This is a genomic window from Nostoc sp. CCY 9925 (genome assembly GCF_963920935.1).
Lineage (GTDB): Bacteria > Cyanobacteriota > Cyanobacteriia > Cyanobacteriales > Nostocaceae > Nostoc.
The window spans coordinates 71,853-93,007 of sequence record NZ_CAWUDO010000014.1 but is presented as its reverse complement, the minus strand read 5'-3'; the positions used below and the strand labels follow the sequence as shown (position 1 = coordinate 93,007).

At 40.1% G+C, this 21,155-nt stretch carries 17 protein-coding genes; 9 read left to right on the top strand and 8 right to left on the bottom strand.

Features of this window, described 5'->3' with window-relative positions; translation table 11 throughout:
* The first annotated feature begins 13 nt into the window (after positions 1-13).
* The 5 genes from ACM0OY_RS10410 to ACM0OY_RS10390 all read left to right on the top strand — a co-directional run bounded on the left by ACM0OY_RS10410 (position 14) and on the right by ACM0OY_RS10390 (position 5,467).
* Positions 14-784: a class I SAM-dependent methyltransferase gene (locus tag ACM0OY_RS10410; protein ID WP_414568782.1), complete on the top strand. Its 771-nt coding sequence runs from the start codon at positions 14-16 to the stop codon at positions 782-784.
* Positions 781-1,509, top strand: a complete 729-nt coding sequence (locus ACM0OY_RS10405) for a TenA family transcriptional regulator (RefSeq protein ID WP_414568781.1) — start codon at positions 781-783, stop codon at positions 1,507-1,509. Before ACM0OY_RS10410 ends, ACM0OY_RS10405 begins: the two co-directional genes overlap by 4 nt.
* 195 nt (positions 1,510-1,704) lie before the next feature.
* Complete coding sequence (locus tag ACM0OY_RS10400; RefSeq protein ID WP_414568780.1) at positions 1,705-2,256, top strand: heme NO-binding domain-containing protein; 552 nt, start codon at positions 1,705-1,707, stop codon at positions 2,254-2,256.
* Positions 2,257-2,271: 15 nt separating this feature from the next.
* Complete coding sequence (locus ACM0OY_RS10395) at positions 2,272-3,759, top strand: sensor histidine kinase (RefSeq protein WP_414568779.1); 1,488 nt, start codon at positions 2,272-2,274, stop codon at positions 3,757-3,759.
* 505 nt (positions 3,760-4,264) lie between these two features.
* Entirely contained in the window at positions 4,265-5,467 is a 1,203-nt protein-coding gene (locus ACM0OY_RS10390; RefSeq protein ID WP_414568778.1) for an FtsW/RodA/SpoVE family cell cycle protein, read from the top strand.
* 532 nt (positions 5,468-5,999) lie between these two features.
* Here ACM0OY_RS10390 and ACM0OY_RS10385 read toward each other — a convergent pair.
* The 7 genes from ACM0OY_RS10385 to ACM0OY_RS10355 all read right to left on the bottom strand — a co-directional run bounded on the left by ACM0OY_RS10385 (position 6,000) and on the right by ACM0OY_RS10355 (position 14,440).
* Complete coding sequence (locus tag ACM0OY_RS10385; protein ID WP_414568777.1) at positions 6,000-8,297, bottom strand: hypothetical protein; 2,298 nt, start codon at positions 8,295-8,297, stop codon at positions 6,000-6,002.
* A gap of 13 nt (positions 8,298-8,310) precedes the next feature.
* Positions 8,311-10,545, bottom strand: coding sequence for a hypothetical protein (locus tag ACM0OY_RS10380; protein WP_414568776.1), 2,235 nt, complete (start codon positions 10,543-10,545; stop codon positions 8,311-8,313).
* A gap of 485 nt (positions 10,546-11,030) precedes the next feature.
* Positions 11,031-11,777: an isoprenyl transferase gene (locus ACM0OY_RS10375; protein WP_414568775.1), complete on the bottom strand. Its 747-nt coding sequence runs from the start codon at positions 11,775-11,777 to the stop codon at positions 11,031-11,033.
* A 74-nt stretch (positions 11,778-11,851) separates the two neighbouring features.
* Complete coding sequence (locus ACM0OY_RS10370) at positions 11,852-12,847, bottom strand: ferritin-like domain-containing protein (protein ID WP_414568774.1); 996 nt, start codon at positions 12,845-12,847, stop codon at positions 11,852-11,854.
* 192 nt (positions 12,848-13,039) lie between these two features.
* On the bottom strand, positions 13,040-13,303 hold the full coding sequence (locus tag ACM0OY_RS10365) for a type II toxin-antitoxin system RelE family toxin (RefSeq protein ID WP_414568773.1): 264 nt from the start codon (positions 13,301-13,303) through the stop codon (positions 13,040-13,042).
* Positions 13,300-13,518 carry a hypothetical protein gene (locus ACM0OY_RS10360; protein ID WP_414568772.1) on the bottom strand — a complete coding sequence of 73 codons (219 nt, stop codon included), beginning with the start codon at positions 13,516-13,518 and terminating at the stop codon, positions 13,300-13,302. Before ACM0OY_RS10360 ends, ACM0OY_RS10365 begins: the two co-directional genes overlap by 4 nt.
* Positions 13,519-13,756: 238 nt before the next feature.
* Positions 13,757-14,440 (bottom strand): Uma2 family endonuclease, encoded by a 684-nt coding sequence (locus tag ACM0OY_RS10355; RefSeq protein ID WP_414568771.1) that lies wholly within the window; start codon positions 14,438-14,440, stop codon positions 13,757-13,759.
* Positions 14,441-14,640: 200 nt separating this feature from the next.
* On the opposite strand from ACM0OY_RS10355, the gene ACM0OY_RS10350 reads away from it, so the two are divergent.
* Positions 14,641-17,037 (top strand): tetratricopeptide repeat protein, encoded by a 2,397-nt coding sequence (locus ACM0OY_RS10350; protein WP_414568770.1) that lies wholly within the window; start codon positions 14,641-14,643, stop codon positions 17,035-17,037.
* Positions 17,038-17,131: 94 nt separating this feature from the next.
* Here ACM0OY_RS10350 and ACM0OY_RS10345 read toward each other — a convergent pair whose 3' ends face one another.
* Positions 17,132-17,737, bottom strand: coding sequence for a TetR/AcrR family transcriptional regulator (locus ACM0OY_RS10345; protein ID WP_414568769.1), 606 nt, complete (start codon positions 17,735-17,737; stop codon positions 17,132-17,134).
* A gap of 156 nt (positions 17,738-17,893) precedes the next feature.
* Here ACM0OY_RS10345 and ACM0OY_RS10340 point away from each other — a divergent pair, with 156 nt between their 5' ends.
* The 3 genes from ACM0OY_RS10340 to ACM0OY_RS10330 all read left to right on the top strand — a co-directional run bounded on the left by ACM0OY_RS10340 (position 17,894) and on the right by ACM0OY_RS10330 (position 21,109).
* Complete coding sequence (locus ACM0OY_RS10340; RefSeq protein ID WP_414568768.1) at positions 17,894-19,084, top strand: ABC exporter membrane fusion protein; 1,191 nt, start codon at positions 17,894-17,896, stop codon at positions 19,082-19,084.
* A gap of 82 nt (positions 19,085-19,166) precedes the next feature.
* Positions 19,167-20,342 carry an ABC transporter permease DevC gene (devC, locus tag ACM0OY_RS10335; RefSeq protein WP_414568767.1) on the top strand — a complete coding sequence of 392 codons (1,176 nt, stop codon included), beginning with the start codon at positions 19,167-19,169 and terminating at the stop codon, positions 20,340-20,342.
* Positions 20,343-20,404: 62 nt separating this feature from the next.
* Entirely contained in the window at positions 20,405-21,109 is a 705-nt protein-coding gene (locus ACM0OY_RS10330; RefSeq protein ID WP_414568766.1) for a DevA family ABC transporter ATP-binding protein, read from the top strand.
* The last annotated feature ends 46 nt before the right edge of the window (positions 21,110-21,155 follow it).

The following is a 21,155-nucleotide window of genomic DNA, read 5'->3' as shown; positions in this document are numbered from 1 at the left end:
TAAATAGTGAAAAATGTCAACCTTGAATCATAAAAACTCAACGAGAAACTTATATAATCGCACAGCATCAGAGTGGATTAGAGGAGAACCTATTTCCTTATCAGACTTTACAGCACGCCCTTTGGTACTAGCGCTTTGTGAACCTGTGAGTGGGCTGCGAGTACTCGATATAGGTTGTGGTGAAGGTTATTGCAGCCGAGAATTACGCCGACGTGGAGCTGCACAAGTACATGGAATAGACCTTTCTCAAAGCATGATTGAAGCAGCAACTTTGCAAGAAATAGAGGATGCTTTGGGTATTACCTACGAAGTAGGATGTGCTACTAACCTCAAGCAATTTGACAATGGTGAAATTGATTTAGTTGTTGCAGTATTTCTATTTAATTATTTAACAATTGCTCAGACTGAAGAATGCATGATGGAAGTTGCACGTGTTCTTCGTCCCGGTGGTAGATTTGTTTTCAGCGTTCCCCATCCATCCTTTCCATATATGCGGGAGCCAGGATATCCATTTTATTTTCAAGTTGAAGGTAAAGGCTACTTCAGCAAGCGAGATCAACAGTTTCCTGGCCGTATTTGGAAACGAGACGGTTCCTGGCTAAATGTGCAATTGATTCACAAAACTCTTGAGGATTATTTTAATGCCCTTAAAATTTCTGGCTTCAATACGATGCCAATCCTAAAGGAATTACGTGTGACTCCAGAACATATCGCACTAGATGAATCATTCTTTAGCCCTTTACTTGACCAACCCCTCCATCTAGCCATACAAATATCACGATGACACAGACACTTTCTTTAGCTAAAAATTCCTTTCAGAAAATAGCCGATAATCATCCTTTATGGAACCATGAGTTCCTAATGCAGTGTCGTACTGGAAATTTATTTCTAGCAGATGTACAGATACTAGCTGTTCAGATGTACAAATTCTCGAAAGAATTTAATCGTATCCTGGCTAGCATTTTATCTTGCTGCCAAGATGAAAGTACTCAGTTAGTCATCTTGGAAAACCTATTTGACGAAATGGGACAAGGAGATGTGAGTCAGTCCCACCCAGAATTATTTCGTCAATTTACTCGCGCACTTGGTATCCACGACGAAACTTTAGCAGCATTATCTACTGCACCTGAAACTCGCGCCTTGATTGATACCTACTTACAAATACCTCACAAGTATGGCTATTTAGCTGCGCTAGGTGCTGTCTGTTATGCTTCTGAAGGGATTGTTAGCTCGTTGTACACACAACTATATAAAGGAATTGTCGGCGCTGCTCCCTTACCTAAAGAATCACTGATCTTTTTTGAAGTTCATATTAATATCGATGATAGTCACGCGGCGAAGCTTGCAGCGGTGATTGAAGCTCAAATTGGGATGATTGAAGACGATATCAAGATTAAACAAGCAATTGTAGAAGCTATGGACGCTCGAGTTCAATTCTTTAACGGAATTCAACGCCAAATATCTAAATATAGCTTGTCTCCTAATTCGTTGCTGGTTGTGAGTGCATAGCTGTAGACGAAAGTAAAGAGTGGAAATACGGTTGTACATCCAATATATCTTAGTATTAAAATGCGAATAATCTTACCTGTTTTTGGGTTTTTAAAACTGTAATCAGACATTTTAATGTTTAACTACAGGAAATATCGTCATTTTAGTCTTGGTCAAATTCACGAAGCAAATTAGGTGCAACAAGAGGAAACTTCCATGTATGGATTAGTGAACAAGGCGATTCAAGACATGGTATGCAGTCGTTTTGGCGAAGAAACTTGGAAAGTAATTAAGCACAAAGCAGAGTTGGATGTAGATGTTTTCATCAGTATGGAAGGCTATCCTGATGACATCACTCATAGGCTAGTAAAAGCTGCTAGTGGCGTTTTGGGTTTATCTCCCACAGAAATTATGCAAGCCTTTGGGGAATTCTGGGTTCAGTACACAGCCGAAGAAGGCTATGGTGAAATGATGGATATGAGCGGAGATACACTACCCGAGTTTTTAGAAAACCTCGACAATCTTCATGCTCGTGTCGGAGTTAGCTTTCCCAAACTCCAACCTCCATCATTTGAGTGTACTGATATGGAGGAAAATTCTTTAAATTTACACTATCGCTCTGATAGAGAAGGGCTGACGCCAATGATTCTTGGATTAGTCAAGGGATTGGGAACTAGGTTTGATACACAAGTTGATATTAGCCAAACCCAGAGTCGAGAAGAAGGTGGTGAACATGATGAATTTTTAGTGATTTATAAAGCAAATTGACCGCAGGACAGCAGCATGGCTCCTCCTTACCTTACGCTTTCACCAGAGTTACTGGCGAAAGCTTTTCCTTTCCATTTTGTATTTAGCCGCGATCGCAAAATTGTACAAGCTGGTGATGTTTTAGAACGTATTAGTCCGGAACCACTAGTTGGTAAATTTATTGAGCAGCATTTCCAGATCAATCGTCCAAAAATTTTGTTCGATTTTGATACTATTAGTAAACAGTCTCGTGCCCTGTTTATTTTAGAGTTTCTCCACAATCGAATGCAGCTCAAAGGTCAGATGATGTATCACCCAGATCAAGAGGTGATATTTTTCTTAGGTTCTCCCTGGATTACAGATACAAGTAGTCTTCCTCCTTTGGGTATCAAGCTCAAAGACTTTGCGATTCATGACCCAATTGTTGATTTTCTGTTTTTATTGCAAGCTCAGAACACTGCTTTGGCTGATGCCAAAAAGTTAACAGGTGAACTCAAACAACAAAGATCTCAACTACGCAGTGCCTTACAAATCAAGGAAAATCTAGCGGAAATTGCTGAAGCTCAAGCTAAAAAATTGGAAAACTCACTCAAGGAACTTCAGCAGACTCAAGCCCAATTAGTTCAAGCTGAAAAAATGTCTAGTTTAGGGCAATTAGTTGCGGGGGTTGCTCACGAAATTAATAATCCCGTTAACTTTATTTATGGTAATATAAAATTTGTAAAAGATTATACAGAATCTTTGCTCAAGCTGGTACATCTTTATCAGCAATTTTATGTTAATCCTATGCCAGAAATCCAAAAATATACTGAGAAAATTGAGTTAGATTTTTTACTAGATGATTTGCCAAAAATTCTCAATTCGATGGAAGTAGGAGCCGAACGAATATCAGAAATTGTATTGTCCCTGAGGAACTTTTCGCGACTTGATGAAGCGGAGAAGAAAAGTGTTGATATTCACCAAGGACTAGACAGTACTTTGCTGATTTTACAAAATCGCTTCAAGAGTAGCCTCGATCATCCTGGTGTCAAAATAGTTAAAAATTATGGAAATTTGCCTTTAGTTGATTGTTACCCTGGTCAACTAAATCAGGTATTCATGAATATTATTAGCAATGCTATCGATGCTCTCGATCACCATAACAGTAAACGAGGAATCGCAGAAATTCATGCTCATCCTAATATTATTACAATTACTACAGAAGTCATTGGAACTAACTGTGCGATCCGAATTGCTGATAATGGTTCAGGAATGACAGAAACAGTTAAAGAACGATTGTTTGATCCATTTTTCACAACTAAGCCTGTTGGTAAAGGTACAGGATTAGGTTTATCAATTAGCTATCAAATTATAGTTGAAAAACATGGGGGAGTACTCAGATGTATATCAGAACCAGGACAAGGAACTGAGTTTCGGATTGAAATTCCTCTATCGATAAAAAGGCAAGCATTTACATCAGAATTCATCAATCAAAAATCAGAATTTGGAAGTAATACAGGCTTGATGCCTAGCTATCAAACATAGTTTCTAGATAGAAGGTTGATTCAATAGAAGCAGTAGGGATTTGTGCTTAAAAGTCCGACCTCTAACGATGGAAAAACTGAAATTTCATTTTTACTGAAATATCTTTTAATTAAGTTTATAATATTACGATTTAAACAGTGATTTGCTTGCTAACTATTTTTGGGTCTTGATGTGCTATGCAATCCCTAAAATCTTTTTTATCAATAAGCAAAGATTAATAACATTATTTTTGAGTCTATTGAAGATAGAACAATATTATTAACATAATGCAAAAATTACGCTTCTGGATGCAAATTAGTATAAGTGTAGCATTGGCTTCAGCAACATTGGGCGATCGCTAGATAAAAACAGCTTGTAGAAGTTACTGATTGCTAAGGCTTGATTATGTGTAGCAACTTACACTAATGGTATGATGAAAACGGTGCATCAGATTACTGAGTTATGAGTTATGATTTATGAGTTTTATTCCTAACTTTTAATTCCTAACTTTTCACCTATAGCGATCGTGAATCTACGCCGCCTGATTCCAATTTTTGATAATTCCGTCTCCAACTGGGCACTAGAAGCGCGATTATTGCGCTGGCTAACCTTTATTTGGCTATTCGTCGGCTTGATCGTCCTATTTTCAGCATCCTATCCCGTTGCTGATGCGCGTCATGATGATGGATTGTATTACTTTAAGCGCCAACTGCTTTGGGTTTTAGTTGCCTTATTCGGATTCAATATTATTGTTAACTCGCCATTGCAGAAAATTTTGGGACAATCCCATTGGTTTTTGATGGTGTTTTTGACGTTAATTTTCGTGACGCTGATCCCAGGATTGGGAAAAAAGGCTTTTGATGCAGCACGTTGGATAGCGATCGGGCCAATTCCCATTCAACCCTCAGAATTGATTAAACCCTTTCTGGTGCTGCAAAGTGCGAGGCTTTTTGGTCAATGGGAACGAATTAGTTGGCGGGTTCGCTGTGGTTGGCTGGTTATTTTTGGTCTAGTGCTTTTAGGAATTCTTGCCCAGCCTAATTTAAGTACAACAGCACTTTGTGGTATGACTATTTGGCTAATTGCCTTAGCGGGTGGGTTACCTTACAAGTACTTGGGAGGGACAGCGATCGGCGGAGTGATGTTGGCACTACTGAGTATTAGTATCAAAGAGTACCAGCGTAAGCGGGTGATGTCGTTCCTTAATCCTTGGGCGGATGCAACAGGAGATGGTTATCAGTTGGTGCAGAGTCTACTAGCTGTTGGTTCTGGTAGAACTTGGGGAGCCGGATTTGGACTTTCCCAACAAAAGCTGTTTTATTTACCAATTCAGGACACCGATTTTATTTTTGCTGTGTTTGCTGAAGAGTTTGGTTTTGTTGGCAGTATGGTGCTGTTAGCACTTTTAGCGATATTTGCGACTATGGGATTAATTGTGGCACTGAAAGCGAAAAATTCAGTGCATCGACTGGTGGCGATCGGTGTGACGGTTTTGATGGTAGGACAATCATTGCTCCACATTGGCGTTGCTACAGGTTCTCTACCAACTACTGGCTTACCCTTGCCTTTGTTTAGTTACGGTGGTAATTCCATGATTGCCAGTTTGATAGCTGCTGGGTTGCTGATTCGGGTAGCACGCGAAAGTAGCGAAGCCGAGGTAGTACCGTTGCGAAAACCAGTGTTGTCAAATGGGCAAAGACGCCGAACTTTTCATAAAACGAGGAATTGAGCTATTAAAAGCCACAACAGCCAAAGCTTTACGCTTTTTGAGAAATGGAAGACCTAAAACAAGCAATAATCAGCTACTCCAGCACAAGAATATATCTTGAGAGAATTAGGAAACATGGCCATTGATTCGGGGCAATTCAAAAACTTAATATGGGGACAATTTGTATCAGAAGTGACATACACTGTTGATGGGTATTTAACAGTTTCTTTTGAGTACTTATATCATGTTCGGATGAAGACTTATCATTAAGACTGACGCGGGGACGCGGGGACGCGGAGAAATTTTAATAATAAGTGATTATCCGAACTTGATATTACTCGATGTACATAAAATTAGATCCACATAGCAAAGAGTCTTTCTTTTCAGCATTGAAGCATCGCATCGAAGATAATTTTGGAAGCAGTTTGCAACTTTCGTATATCTCTGCTTTTCACGTAGCCCAAAAAGTGTAAATTTGAGAGGTTCGTAGTAAGCACTTTAGTGCTTAAAAAATCAAGGACTACGAACATTATTTACACTAGATAAACTAGGCTTAAGGTAAAGGACTCTTAAATGGGTTATTGGGCGGAAGATTAGGTGGAGTTGGGTTAATGGGAGGTATGGGAGTAGGTTCTGGTTTTGGGATGACTTTGATGGCAAATCCTTTCTGCTGGGGTTGCTGGTTACCAGATATATCATTAACTTGCAGTGCAATTTGAGGCGGGAAAGCTAGATTGACTGGAAGCTTCATTGAACCAACTGCTGGAATATTATTGCCATAAGGTTGAAGTTTAACCTGAATATTTTCTCCTTCTACTCTCCAATTGAGAGTTGCTGTTGTTCCTTCGTTGAGTTCTAGATTTGGTTGTTGACTACCGTTGATTGTGAAAGAAACAATCTGAAATGGTTTTGGTAATATTGCAATTTTAGATTCAGTCTTTTTAGAATCATTTTTTGGGCTTCCGTTATTAGGAAAAGCTTTAATTTCAAAGGCAAATTTTCCAGCTTTGAATGCGGGAAGAGGAATATTTGTACATTGCAATTGTTGATTTTGTTGTGTGCAGAGTTTTTGCAGCTTCGGGTCAGCAATATTACCTTGATTAAATTTATAAGTAATTGGTTCACTATATGATGTACCATCATCTGCACTACCAATAAGTTGAATTTGTGCCAGCAATAAGGGACGGTCAATTGTCCAACTTAAAAGAATGTTTTCACCTTTTGTATATTGTGTTTTATCTGCTTGAAAGTTAATCACTCTAGCAATCTCTTTCTCAACTATTTCTACTGGAGTTGTTTTAGTTGCTACTTGGTCTTTTCGAGAAAATAATTGTATACCATTGCGATAAATAGCTTGTAACTCAAAAGTGTAATTACCTTTGGTTCTCACTCCAGTTTTCACATTGCTACAAATGAGTTCTTGTTTTTCTTCCACCTGACAAGGAGGTATTTCATTAGCGTTACTTTTACCTAGTGACTGAGGAATACCATTGCTAAAGTCATAAGTAATAGGTTGAATAGGTTGTGAACCTTTGCTTGTGAGAACCAGCTTTTGCAACTGTTTATAGTGTTGAATTTTCCAACTCAAGGCTACCTCATCGCCTTCAGTAATTCGAGAGTTATTAGGTTCAAAAGATTCCAATCTTAAAGGGTCAGGGTTTAAAATTCGCAAAATAATAAATCCTATCCCTCCCAATAACCCCAAAATTGCTAAAATTAATAGGAGAAATTGCCACCAAGGACGAGGTTTCCATATCAATGTTCCCTGAGGGAATGTGTTAGGTAAAGGTAAACTTTGTTGGTCTTTGATGTTAACTTGAAAGTTGACAACTAGTCCTGTACCAAGCCACGGTCGTCGCCACCAAGGTTTAGGTTTGACCATCAAATTGGCTATGGCACTTTTACTAGGTATTAATCTCACCTCAGTAGGCTCAAAAGTGTAAGTATAAAGTTCTTCCTCGTCTCGATTTTTTAAGCTCAATATCAGTTCACGGACAATGTTTCCTCGGTTAGCTAGTGATAATTCATACTTGCCAAGACTACGGCTAACTTGCCCCAAAATTGTATTAAGTTCTATATCTAGGCGATAATTTGTGGGAATTTGGATGTATACCAAATCGAGTAGCACTAAGTCTGGAGAGTTTTCCGAGTACAAGCGGATTGTTGGAGAATAACTACCGGCGATGGTATCCGCAGGTGGATGAAATTTCAATAATATTTGACCTTGAGAACCAGGATTGAGTTTTAATGCATTTACCTCAGATACCAATCCTTGTCCCTCTAATCCACTTGTGGGATAATTGATTGTGAACCAGTCATCATCTAAATCTGGGCAAGTCAAGCGGAAATGGTCTACACGATCGGAGGGATTGTCAACTATTACCTCAACTTGCAAAGCTTCACTAAAATTGAAAATCAATTGCTTGTTGGGGTTGGTGTTAGGTCTAATGAAAAATGTCGGGTCATTCAACCGAATTGCGGTCTGTTCTCTTTGCAGAACCTTAATTTGGTTTGGAAAGGTTAGGGGAGTATCTTGGGGATAATGCAGAGGGGAGTCTACGAATAAGGTATACTCATAGGTTCCAGGAAAAGCGTCAGGGGCAATTTGAAATTCAAATTTCACTTCGTCACTATTTTGCCCTGGATCTAATGATAAACTTTCTCTAGGAGAACTAGACCAGCCTGTTAAATTTTGAAATCCCTCATCAAAAACAAAATATAAGTCAATAACAGCACTTTTATCTCCCTGATTAGTCACAACTATATAGAGAACAATACTATCTCCCGGCATTCCAAATTGAATATCAGATGGGTTGATATAAACTTGCAGTGGGTTGAATTTAGCTTGCATGTCATCGACTCCCTTATTTGATGCGGTGTAGTTTGACCTGAAAATCTTCACTGCCACTCACAATCATGGTTCCTTGATTAGTTTTCAAGTCGATACTATTGATTTTTTTAGAGGTTTGGTAAATTGTTTTACCTTCTGCTGCCTTTGTTTTATCGAGTTGATGTTCGGAGGTTAGATACCAAATTACGACTCGTCCATCATCGCCACCACTGACTAGCAGATTACCATCTTCACTAAATGCTAGACTACGCACAGATGTTTTCGAGGCTGACCAGCGGTCTAGTGGTGGGCAATTTAGTTCATTTACTTGTACTTGGGAATTGGGATTTGTGAGAATCTTGCAGCGATTTAAATTCCAAATTGTGATGTATCCTGCAGAATCAGAAGTTGCAAGGATTTTTTCTGCCGAATTAGGCACAAAAGCTAATGCCCAAATATAATCTTCACGCCCTACTCTTTCATCTAATTTTTCCAGATTTTGCACTGATAAATCTGGAAATTGTTTATTATTTTGACTTGGATTCCACTGCCATAAGATGAAGCGCTTAAAGTTTCCAGCAATCACAACAGTTGTGGCATCTGGACTGAGAGTTAAGGCACGAACTTGAAAACCTGATAATTTTAATGTACTTTGTACATCGATCGCTTGTGGTTCTGACAGAAAATTAGTATTGGGTGCTGGTCTTGACCATAATCTAACTTTCCCGCTACCATAACCACTAAATAAATTTAGAGAATTGGGAGTAAAAACTAAATCAAAAACGCGATCGCCTTTTGCTTTTGGATCTTTAAGATCTTGAAGTTCGCTAATCTTAACACCTGAGGGTACATCTCTGAGTTCAATTACACCATTATCTAGACCAACGGCAGCGCGATCGTTTTGTAATGGCATAAAACGTAAGACTTGTACAGCGTCATCAGTTATGGTCATCAAACCTTTGGGCTGTTGCGGTTTATCACAAGCAATAGGCTGCCCAGCATATGTTACTCTGTCGTCAGCATCTAAACGATGGTTGCCGATACTCCAAAGTCTTAATGTGCAATCGTCTGAACCACTGACAACAGACAAACCAATGCCACTAAAACGCACTGAGTTCACGGAACGCGTATGCATGACACCCCTTGGTTGTATTATCCATGCTATCAGTGCTGCAAGGGCGGCGATCGCTGCTAATTGTAACCACACAGGTATAATCGGCAAAACCCGCACTTCTAATGTCTGGGTGGCGGGGTCTGTAGTACCTAAACGGTGGTCGGATAATTCCGATTTAGCCTCCAGCAACAAAGTTTTCCCTATTCCTACCCAAGGACGTTTTGTTTTCACATCAAGAATAACTTTAGTTGTCTCTCCTAAATTTAAATTGGCGATTTCAGGAAACTTCTTAAAACTACATTTTCGTTCGTCTCTACCCTGAACTTGCACATCAAGTTGCTGATTTAAGTTACTAGCATTTTTAAATAGCAATTCAAAAGAGGCTGTATTGGATTTCCAGTCGGGTAACCATGCCGATTTACTAGGAATTTTTAGGTGTTTTTGTGTGGCCGTAAATTCTACAAAACCCACAGGTAAAACTTCAATATTGCCTTGAGTACTAGTTGGGTAACCATTATTGCTAACGGCTTCGATGGCAAAAGGATAGTTTTGACTGGGCGCTTGCAATACAGAAGGAGGTTGGCATTGGAATGTGGCTTCTGCTATACCACCGGGTTCTATAGCTAATCGTCGTTCTGCACTATTAGTCACCCAAGACGGATCTATACCTGTAAAACGTAGCACCACATTTGTCGGTTGTTGACTCAAGTTCCGCACCCGTATCAATATATCCAGAGAATTGCGGGGATAAACTTGGAACTCTCGCACAGGTAATTCTAAACTTAAATGTGTTGGTCTATTGTCTCGCTCAATTTTCAGACGCAGCACAAGTCTGCATTGTTGTGCTAACTGTGGTGAAAAAATCTTCACCATAAGGTTAACAGTGCCGACAAATCCCACTATCGGCGTATTGAATATGAAGACTTGGAATATTGTACTACTGCCTGTTGGCTTAGCTGCTGATACTTCTGGTTCGAGTCTATACCAGCGATAAGCGGGGTTGCGAGTTTCTCCGGCTGCGGTAATTTCTATCTGAAAATTCACAAACTCACCGCTGTCATTATTGACAGTTACCTCAAACGAGGCAGGAGTATCACCTGGACGAAAGGTTAGGTTTTCAGTTGAAAGGCTAGCACTGATACCATTTTTTTCCATATTTTTATTATTTATAATATTTATTTATATTCTGCACGATTGACAGTATTAGAAAATTAATATTTGCGAAAACATTACCATAAGTTTTTTGGCTTAATTATTGCAGTTTATATATTAAAATATATTTTCAGATAAATCTATCAATTGATAGATACTATTTTGACAAACAAATATTGAGTACTAAATTTATCAATAGCTAATATTTAGTCTTATTTTTCACAAACTAAAAAAACCGGGTTTCTGCCAGAAAAAACGAGATTTACGAGATCAAAGCCCAAAAAATCCCGTTTTTGGCACCCATGATAGATATGATTTGGGTCAAGTAGTAAAATTACATAGATTTGCTGATTGTGACAAGTAGCAACTTGCTAGATCGTATCAACGATGGAAAAATTACTCATGAATAATAGTTTGCCGATTCGTGACAAGTTATTGTCAAAAGTTTTCATCCCCTTTCGGGGAAGTGTGAGGAGAACTTTTGTACACTAAGCTGAGAGTGAAGTTTTAACTTGGCCAAAACGGCGATCGCGCTTTTGGTAACTCAACAAAGCCTGATGAAATGCTTCTGTGTTAAAATCTGGCCAAAGAATATCAGTGAAATACATTTCTGTATAGGCCATTTGCCACAACAGAAAATTACTTAACCGCATCTCACCGCTGGTACGAATCAGCAAATCTGGTTCCGGAGTATCTGCGGTATAGAGGTGTTTTTCGATAAGACTTTGATTCACTTGTTCCGGGCTGAGTTCGCCTCGTTCGACTAAGTCGGCTACTTGGCGACAGACTTTTGTAATTTCGTTGCGGCTACCGTAGTTGACTGCGACAGTAAAGTGTATTGCTTGATTGTTTAGCGTCTCTGTCATTGAACGTTCCATTTCTGTTTGTAGAGACTTGGGTAGAACCGATAAATCTCCAATAAACGAAATTCGCACTCCTTCTTGATGCATCTGTGCTAATTCGCGGCGTAGTAATCGCTCAAACAAAAGCATCAGAAAATTTACTTCTTCAATGGGACGCTGCCAATTTTCTGTTGAGAAAGCGTAGGCTGTTAGGGCTTTGATTCCCCAATGTTTGCAGCAACGTAATAGTTCTTTGAGGGTTTTTGCTCCTTGGCGATGTCCGGCGATGCGGGGTAATCCTCGATTGGTTGCCCATCGGCCGTTACCATCCATGATGACGGCGATGTGGTGGGGTAGGTGTTGGGGGTTTAGATCGGTGGGTAATAAAGTCATGAATTTTTGGTGTTGAGGAAAATAATGAAAAGTTCACGCAAAGGCGTAAAGACGCAAAGAAGAGAGGAAGAGGTTTATTGAACAGGTTTCATGTAGAGACGCAATTCATCGCGTCTGAAAGCCGGAATGATTGATTGAGGAGTTTCAAATAAAGTTTGTAAGTATTTTGGTGTGAGGGTGTTGTTCCAAGTCCATAAGCGATGCATTGTGTAGGTGAAGGTGAAGAGGAGGGTGGTTTTATTGGTTAATGACCAGGCGTTCCAGTTGAGAGTGGCCATCATGCGCCGGAGGGTACGTATAAGGTTGTTGCGCTGATAGTTTTGCGATCGCGTTTTGATGAGGGTGCGTCCAATTCGCATTAGTCCTGTATCAGGGAAAGCCCAGACTCCAAACCCCCAGAATTTGGTCATGTGATTGATTTCGTCTTGTGCTAGTTCTTCGAGTACGTCGTGGAGCGCACCTGTGGTGTGAGCCATTAGCCAAAGATAAAGGCAGGTTGCACCATATTCTGTGGCTATACGGTGTAAGCCGTGGCGATATAAATCTTCGTAAGGGTCATCTGTGGGGAGATAGCCTCGAACTGTGCGATGTGTGGCGGTAATTTTGTCGCCTGTTAATTGGGTGTAGACTTTGATTAATGCAGGGGTATGCTGACGTTCTTCTTTTTCCCACAAGCCAAGTTCTATGAGGTTGTTGTCTTCACCGACTGTGCCACCAACAAAGCGAGCCATCTGAGGATGCAGTTTTTCCAAATATTGGCGGCTGGTTTGGGTATAGCCACGAATGGGGGCTTCTGTATCCATTGCACCTATCAATATTGATAAGAATACTTCTGGCTCTATGCCGATAATTTGATTGCGATTTATTGTTTGCCAGTCGATGAGTTTCCAAGGACGCGGTTGGGGATTAGCAAACTGTATCAGTAAATCTTGCAGACGCTCATGTAGTTTTTCGACTGCAACATATCTGTCTATCAGGGAACGAATGCACTGCTGTGTTTGGAAATAGTGCGGACTGGGATGGGTTTGACCTGCTAAGTCTTCTGCAAGTGGGCTGAGGGTGTGAAGCATAATTTTTATACTTTGCTTTTTATCTCTTTGCCCAATAGCCTAAGCGATCGCACTTTGTTTTGTCAGTCGGCGAAAGTAGGCAGTTTTATCTGATGCAGCTACAAAAGTCAGAGAAAAAGTTGGTTATAGAAAATTTGGGTTTAAAATCTCGTCTCTGCTGCTATAGCTCATAAAAATCCAGAGACAGTAATTTTATTCGTCCTTATAAACTTCTCTACGATGTCCTACTCTAACAACGATTACTATTAATACATCATCGAAAATCTGATACAAAATCCGATAATCGCCTACTCTGATGCGATAACGATTCTCGCCATTTTTTAATTTACCGACACCATCAGGGCGAGGGTCTTGACCTAATTGTTGAATTTTGCTCTCTAACCTTGATTGAATATCTAAGGGTAACTTTTTGAGTTGTTTAGATGCACTCTTGGAAATTTCTACTTGGTAGCTCATGCAATTTGTTGCTGATGTTCTGACCAAGTTAAAGTACCATTTTCTGCAATATCTTTTAATCCCTCTTCAAACTCTATTTCGTCTGATTCGTCTTCTTGTTTACGAATTTTTAACAGTTCTAAAATTTCTTGTAGTGTATCGTCATAAGCGAGTTCTAATTGTTCATTAATAGCCTTAATTAATGCTTGCCTTTTAGTTGTAGTTTCCATGTTCATGCTGGTTTATACTTTCAACACCTTATTGTACTTGAAAATAAAGTTTCATTGTCAGGACTTACGCAAAATTATGAAAAAACGAACCACAAAGGACACAAATAACACAAAGAAATAAGAGTTTCAGAGAGTTTTTGCGTAAGTCCTAATTGTTTCTAGATCAATCATTAATTTCTCATAAAATTTACTCGTATTTAAGAGAATAAGTTTTTTTAACCTGTAAAAATCCTTTTTGGTTAATTTAAGCCTCTGGCAGTTCCCCAAATTGCTGACGATAACGCTCAAGTTGTTTTTGCGCTAATTCAAGCTGTTCTTCTGGAGTTTGATATCGCTTTCCTTGTCGGTCATACCAATACAAAACCTGACGCGGGATATTACCAGATACGTATTGCCCCCTACTAATTCCTAAACCAATTTCTGGCATCCAAAAAGGTTCGCCAATTTGCAATTGATAGCTACCATCTACTAAGCGATAAACTTCAAAAGGTTGGTGACGATCACGTTGCCAATACTCTGGATTATAAATAATGTAGTACAGTACTCCTAACTTGGCATAAGTATCTAATTTTTTGTCGTATTCTCCACCAGGAGTTAAGGAGACAATTTCTAAAGCAAGAATGGGTGGAATTTCGTTTTCTTCCCAAAGAACATAACTTTTACGCGATTTACCTGCTTTGCGACGTTCTACACCCAAGCTCAAAAATCCATCTGGAACAATTGGCACAAGCGGGCTAACACCTGTGGTATGGTAAACACCCATATCAACACTGAAAAACCAGTCATTACGGTCTGCCCAAATATATTGCAGCAAGAACAAAAGTAAATTGGGAATAAAATTTTGGTCTTCGTTATCCACTGGCGTATCGTCTGAACAAGGAAGTTCAGCGCTGCTAGGCAAAGATTGACGGGGGTCGGATTTCACCATAAGTAATGATGGTGCTGAGGTGACCTAATAAGTTTTATTTTATTAGACCACAAGGCTTTTATAGTTTCGCTTTGAAGGCAAGGCCGGAAAAGTCGGGAAAAAAGTAGGATTTACAAAATCTTATCCGAAAATTTGAAAAGCATAGCTGTAGAGTGATTTATAGTTGTGTGTAAAAGTCTGAACTACCCTAGCCGTTACAAATGGACGCCCAAGCAGCATTAGCATGGTTAGACACCATAATTCCTGCTCAGACCGGGGAACGGTTGAGCGATTTGCAAAAAGTAATTCTTGGGCAAGTTTGGTTGGGTAGGAAATACTTGGATATCGCTCGTTCTTACGGTTGTACGGAAGGACATGCTAAGGATGCTGGTTCTCAGTTATGGAAGTTACTTTCTAAGGTACTGCGCCAGAAGATTACTAAAAGTAATTGTCGCGCTACTTTGGAACGGGTTCTGAGAAAAAGTAATACGATATCGAGTCTGATTGATTACTCTAGAACGCCACACGCCGCCCCAAAATTAGAGGATAGCAATTTTATTGGACGAACAGAAGCGATCGCTCACCTGAATGCTTTGGTAAATCAAGGCTCGAAAGTGATTGTCATTCAAGGTGAAGGCGGTTTGGGCAAAACTACTCTGGCGCAGCAATATCTCCAAACTCAGGATTTTGAGTTGGTTTTGGAATTGCTGATGGCCAAGGAAACGCAAAACATCACTCCCGCCGAACGAGTTGTAGAGGAATGGCTCAAACAAGATTTTAATGAAGAACCTGGGGTAGAATTTGGCGTAACTTTGGCACGACTCAAGCGCCAACTCCACAATCGGCGGATTGGGGTGTTAATTGATAATCTCGAACCTGCATTGGATGGAAAAGGTGGGTTGATTGCTTCCCACCGCAACTATGTAGAGCTATTACGAGTTTTAGCTGATGCTAGGGTGCAATCTGTGACTCTAATTACTAGCCGCGATCGCCTTTGTGAACCTGGACTAAATGTTGATCGCTATCGGCTTCCTGGTTTGGATCAAAGCGCATGGCAACAGTTTTTTAGCAACCAGGGATTAGCGATCGACTTGCCAACTTTAGAAATCATGCATCGCACATATAACGGTAATGCTAAAGCAATGGGAATTCTCTGTGGTTCGATTCAAGAGGATTTTGACGGTGATATGGCTGTTTATTGGCAAGAAAATCAGGCTGATCCTTTAGCCGCAACCGACTTAAAAAATTTAGCTGTTAGTCAAATTAATCGTTTACAAAATCTCGACCTCCAAGCATATCGCTTGCTTTGCCGTTTGGGATGTTATCGTTATCAAGACATACCAAGTATCTCATCTCAAGGTTTATTTTGTTTGCTCTGGGATGTTCCACCCGACCAACATCGCCAAATTATTACTTCCTTAAGAAATCGGTCTTTGATAGAGTGTGATCGAGGTAAATATTGGCTACATCCAGTGATTCGTGCAGAAGCGATCGCCCGTTTACGACCCAGCGATGAATGGAGAATCGCCAACCACAAAGCCGCTGAGTTTTGGACAGGCAGTGTTAAACAAATTGAATCTTTTAAAGATGCTTTGCAAGCTTTAGAGGCATATTATCACTACATCGAAATTCAAGAATTTGAGTTGGCAGGCAAAGTTCTTCTCAAAAGCCGAAATAATCAATGGCAGCAGTTTTTACCTCTTGGCAGTACGCTGTATCGTATGGGATTAATTCAGCCTATACTGACGGCAATTAATCAAGTTGTTAACAATCTGGAAAATCACCAAAATCTCAGCGAACTTTACAATATTTTGGGTGATTTCTACTGGATAATAGGTAAAATTAGTCAAGCGATCGCTTGTCAAGAAAAGACTATTACTTTAGCAACGCAAGCACTCAAATCTCTTGTACCTCAGCCAGAAAATAAACATACAGTTTACTATCTAAGGATGCTTGAGGTAGATTCTTTATTAAGTATTGGTCTTTATCAAATAGATTTGTGGGAACTAAAAGCAGCTACAAAGTTATTTCAACAAGTAATTTACCTGGCTCAAAATACCAAGCATCATCGCTGGGCTGAAAAGGCTTCAGTGTGTTTAGCTTTGGTATATTCTTATTCAGGTTTGCGTGATGCTTCATATCAATTAGCAGATGTAGCTTATCAAAATATTACGAATTCAAAACTAGTAGAACAGACTGGAAGATTTGCTTATTTCATGCAAATTTTGGGACAAACCTATGTCAATTTAGGAGAATTTGAGCAGGCAAATCAAATGTTCAACCAAGCTCTGACTTTTGCAGAAGAAAGTCACTATATGCAAGTAAAAGCTAAAACACTCAATGCATTAGCCGAAATCCATCGACACCAAGCAAATTTTGAATTAGCTCTTGCTAATCATACAGAAGCAATCGGACTTTTAGAAAAACTCGGTGCTAAATGTGACTTAGCTGAAGCTTATTTTCAATTGGGTTTAACTTATCAAAAAATGGCTCAGCCTGATGAAAGTCATATGAATATTCATCAAGCAATTCAGTTATTTACTGAAATCAAAGCTCCTAAGCAAGTGGAAAGAATTCAGGAGTCAGGAATCAGAATTCAGATTATTGAAAATCAATGAGGATAGCACATCTGTCCTATCCTAAGTGTGTACCTCATTCAAAAAAAAATCGCCATATTCGATTTGGGTATCAAAGTCTTCTCATTCTGAATTCTTATTTAATAATTAATTTCACTAAATTATCAAGCAGGCGATCGCGTTCCATCGGCACGATATCGCCACTTTGCATAATATCTCGCAAAAGGACGAAATGAACGAGTGTCCCAACAAAAGCTCGCGCGGTAACTTCAGCATCGGGAAGCCCTAGTTCTGGATGAGAAGCTAGGTATTGGGTGAGAGCTTCTAGCATCGGTTTTTCAATGTTCTTGACAAATGCTCGCGCTAATTCTGGAAACCTCCCTGACTCACCAATAATAATCCTGAAGAATGTCAGAGCTTGCGGATCGTCTGCAATATGCTCAAGCATCCTATTTGCAAAGGATCTCAGCAAAGAAACCGGATCGCCTTGAGCAGATTGGATTTGTGCTGAATTAAAAAGTTCTTTTTTGCAAGCTAATTGCTGCATCAATGCTGTAAACAAACTTTCCTTGTCGGGAAAACGCCTGTATATCGTCGCTTTAGAAACACCCGCCGCCACAGCAATTTTATCTATTCTGGCTGCTGCATAGCCGTTTTCGAGAAACTCTTGCATTGCCCCATCGAGAATCATTTCAGTCTTCTCGGGAGATAAATCGCGCTCAACACTCTTAGATTTGCTCATGTCTTGATTTTACAAATAAACTAGCGAACTCATTCACGTCATTCACATATATTTCCAGCATACACTTGACAAGACGAAACAGTTTCGTTTACCTTAATAATATACACGAAACGAAACAGTTTTGTCTAGCTATTAAATGTAACTAGGAGCTTGTTAATGCTGCAAAACTTACCGGGTAGCCCTACCTCTGCTAAATCTCGTCAATGGTTTGGAATTGCTGCTAGCGCGTTGATTATTGTGGGTGGAACTTCTGCGTATGTACTCTCGCGATCGCCATCAAATCAACAGGTACAAAATCCCACCACAGCAGCAACTTCACCCCAAATTACTACAGTGACAGCGCTGGGGCGATTGGAACCTCAGGGAGAAACGGTTAACTTGTCAGCTCCCACCGCCAATAACGGCAATCGAGTGGAAGAATTGTTAGTTAAGGAAGGCGATCGCGTCAAGATAGGGCAAGTAATTGCAATTTTGGATAACCGCGATCGCCTCTTAGCAGCATATCAGCAAGCGCAGGAAGATGTGAAAGTTGCCCAAGCGAAACTTGCTATCACCAAAGCGGGAGCTAAAACTGGAGAAATTAATGCTCAACGTGCCGAAATTGCTCGTTTGTCAGCACAACGACAGGGAGACATTGATGCTCAAGCGGCAACAGTGGCTCGGTTAACATCAGAATTAACAAATGCACAGACACAATACAACCGCTATCAGTCGTTGTATCAGGAGGGTGCAATCTCAGCTGCCGATCGAGATACCAGACAGTTAACTTTAGAAACTACTCAGAAGAGTTTGCAAGAGGCAAAAGCAGTGTTAGCGCGGATTCAATCTACCAGTCCAGCGCAACTTAATCAAGCCAGAGCAAATCTGGATCGGATTGCAGAAGTGCGGCCAGTGGATGTGAAACAGAACCAAGTAGAAGTTGATCGCGCCATTGCAGCCATGAAACAAGCCCAGGCAGAACTGAATCAAGCATCAGTGCGATCGCCGATTGATGGTGAAATTCTAGAGATTCATACCCGTGCTGGAGAAGTCGTTGGCAACGATGGGATTGTGGAAATTGGGCAGACTCAACGCATGTATGCAGTTGCTGAGGTTTATCAAAGCGACATCAGTGATGTGAAAATCGGACAACGGGTGCAAGTAACTAGCGATTCGATTCCTGGCGAACTTGTGGGGAAAGTTGAACGTATTGGTTCTCAAGTGAAACGGCAAACTATTGTTAATACTGACCCTAGTACTAATATTGATGCCAGGGTGGTTGAGGTGCATGTGGCTTTGGATGACGCATCAAGTAAAAAAGCTGCTAAGTTTACTAATTTGCAAATTACAGCAGAAATTGAAAAATGATGGTTTTTTATTTCACGCAAAGGCGCAAAGAATCGTTCTCCGATTCAGCAACCTCCAAAATGGATCTTAATTACGAATTATTATGATTGGATTTATTCACCAAATTCAACGGCGAACGCCCCTCGGATGGCTGCAACTGAGTCGGGAAAAAGGCCGTCTTTTAGTGGCATTATCAGGGATTGCTTTTGCTGATGTGCTGATGTTTATGCAGCTTGGTTTTCAAAGTGCATTGTACGATAGCAATACAAAACTCAGCCGTACTTTGAATGCAGATATTGTCTTAGTCAGTCCCCAAGCGCGGAACACACAGAATTTAGGCACGTTCTCACGGCGACGTTTGTATCAAGCAAAGGATATTCCGGGAGTCCAATCAGCACAAGCGTTTTATTCCAATACTATTACTTGGAAACATCCCGAAACTCGCAAAGATACATCTATGCAAGTGATTGGGTTTGAGCCTGAACAACCAGCTTTGAATTTGCCAGAAGTGAATCAGCAATTGAAAAAAATTAAGCTGCCAGATCGGGTGTTATTCGATCGCAATTCTAGAGGAAGTTATAAAGATGCGATCGCTCAAGTTGAAGGAGGAAAAATTGTTACTACTGAAATTGAGCGCCGTACCGTTACCATCCCTGGATTATTTACATTAGGAGCATCCTTTGGTGCGGATGGAATTTTGATTGGTAGCGATCAAACTTTCTTACATTTCTTTCCTCGACGAGAAGCCGCTAGCATCAATCTGGGATTAATTAAACTCCAACCAGGTTATGACCCAAAGCAAGTTGCTACTGCATTACACTCTCATCTACCTAATGATGTCAGAGTTATGACTCATCAAGAATACATTGAATTTGAGCAGAGTTATTGGCAGAAAGAAAGCCCAATTGGATTCATTTTTGGATTAGGAACAGCGATGGCATTTGTAGTGGGCGTTGTCATTGTTTATCAGGTACTTTCAACCGATGTTAACAGTCACATCAAAGAATATGCAACTTTTAAAGCAATGGGATACCGTAACCAATACTTACTTGCGGTAGTCTTTGAAGAAGCAATTATCCTAGCTTTTTTTGGCTTTATTCCTGGTTTAATTTTACCAATTGGACTTTATAATCTCGCAGCAAAAGCAACTGCACTACCCATTTTAATGACATTATCGCGAGCCTTACTCGTTCTGATTCTAACCATCATTATGTGTGGAATTTCGGGAGCGATCGCCACTCGCAAACTTCAATCTGCCGACCCTGCTGATATGTTTTGAAATTTATCATTAGTCATTAGTCATTGGTCATTGGTCATTAGTGAATGATGAAGGGTAATTTTATGAATAATAAACCAGTTATTTCCATCAATAACCTTAACCATTATTTTGGTCACGGACAATTAAAGAAACAAGTTTTATTTGATATTAACCTAGAAATCAATGCTGGTGAAATTGTTATCATGACTGGGCCTTCTGGTTCTGGTAAAACGACGTTATTGACTCTGATTGGTGGACTGCGTTCTGCTCAATCCGGAAGCTTGAAAGTCTTAGAAACAGAACTGTGTGATGCCAATGCAGAACAATTGACATTAGCACGAAGAAACAACGGTTATATTTTTCAGGCACACAATTTGCATGGCAGCTTAACTGCTTTACAAAATGTCAAAATGGCTTTAGAACTACACAATCATTTATCATTAAAACAGATGCAAGCGCTTTCTGCCCAAATGTTAGAACACGTTGGTTTAGGGAATCGTCTCAACTATTATCCTGATAACTTGTCTGGTGGACAGAAGCAAAGAGTTGCGATCGCTCGTGCCTTAGTCAACCATCCCAAAATCGTCCTAGCTGACGAACCAACAGCTGCCTTAGATAGCAAATCCGGTCGAGATGTAGTCACCTTAATGCAGACATTAGCCAAAGAACAAGGCTGCACCATTCTACTCGTCACCCACGACAATCGGATTCTAGATGTTGCCGATCGCATTGTGAAAATGGAAGATGGCAAACTGATCGACAATGGAGTTTTGAGTGCAGCTGCTTGATTGATATTATTCTTTGCACCTTTGTCTTGAAAAGTGACGCTCCTAC

Coding starts and splice junctions, on each gene's coding strand:
- ACM0OY_RS10410 (WP_414568782.1), top strand. CDS start 14: ATGTCAACCTTGAATCATAAAAACTCAACGAGAAACTTATATAATCGC.
- ACM0OY_RS10345 (WP_414568769.1), bottom strand. CDS start 17,737: ATGAGCAAATCTAAGAGTGTTGAGCGCGATTTATCTCCCGAGAAGACT.
- ACM0OY_RS10340 (WP_414568768.1), top strand. CDS start 17,894: ATGCTGCAAAACTTACCGGGTAGCCCTACCTCTGCTAAATCTCGTCAA.
- ACM0OY_RS10385 (WP_414568777.1), bottom strand. CDS start 8,297: ATGCAAGCTAAATTCAACCCACTGCAAGTTTATATCAACCCATCTGAT.
- ACM0OY_RS10370 (WP_414568774.1), bottom strand. CDS start 12,847: ATGCTTCACACCCTCAGCCCACTTGCAGAAGACTTAGCAGGTCAAACC.
- ACM0OY_RS10350 (WP_414568770.1), top strand. CDS start 14,641: ATGGACGCCCAAGCAGCATTAGCATGGTTAGACACCATAATTCCTGCT.
- ACM0OY_RS10405 (WP_414568781.1), top strand. CDS start 781: ATGACACAGACACTTTCTTTAGCTAAAAATTCCTTTCAGAAAATAGCC.
- ACM0OY_RS10365 (WP_414568773.1), bottom strand. CDS start 13,303: ATGAGCTACCAAGTAGAAATTTCCAAGAGTGCATCTAAACAACTCAAA.
- ACM0OY_RS10360 (WP_414568772.1), bottom strand. CDS start 13,518: ATGAACATGGAAACTACAACTAAAAGGCAAGCATTAATTAAGGCTATT.
- ACM0OY_RS10380 (WP_414568776.1), bottom strand. CDS start 10,545: ATGGAAAAAAATGGTATCAGTGCTAGCCTTTCAACTGAAAACCTAACC.
- ACM0OY_RS10395 (WP_414568779.1), top strand. CDS start 2,272: ATGGCTCCTCCTTACCTTACGCTTTCACCAGAGTTACTGGCGAAAGCT.
- devC (WP_414568767.1), top strand. CDS start 19,167: ATGATTGGATTTATTCACCAAATTCAACGGCGAACGCCCCTCGGATGG.
- ACM0OY_RS10330 (WP_414568766.1), top strand. CDS start 20,405: ATGAATAATAAACCAGTTATTTCCATCAATAACCTTAACCATTATTTT.
- ACM0OY_RS10355 (WP_414568771.1), bottom strand. CDS start 14,440: ATGGTGAAATCCGACCCCCGTCAATCTTTGCCTAGCAGCGCTGAACTT.
- ACM0OY_RS10400 (WP_414568780.1), top strand. CDS start 1,705: ATGTATGGATTAGTGAACAAGGCGATTCAAGACATGGTATGCAGTCGT.
- ACM0OY_RS10375 (WP_414568775.1), bottom strand. CDS start 11,777: ATGACTTTATTACCCACCGATCTAAACCCCCAACACCTACCCCACCAC.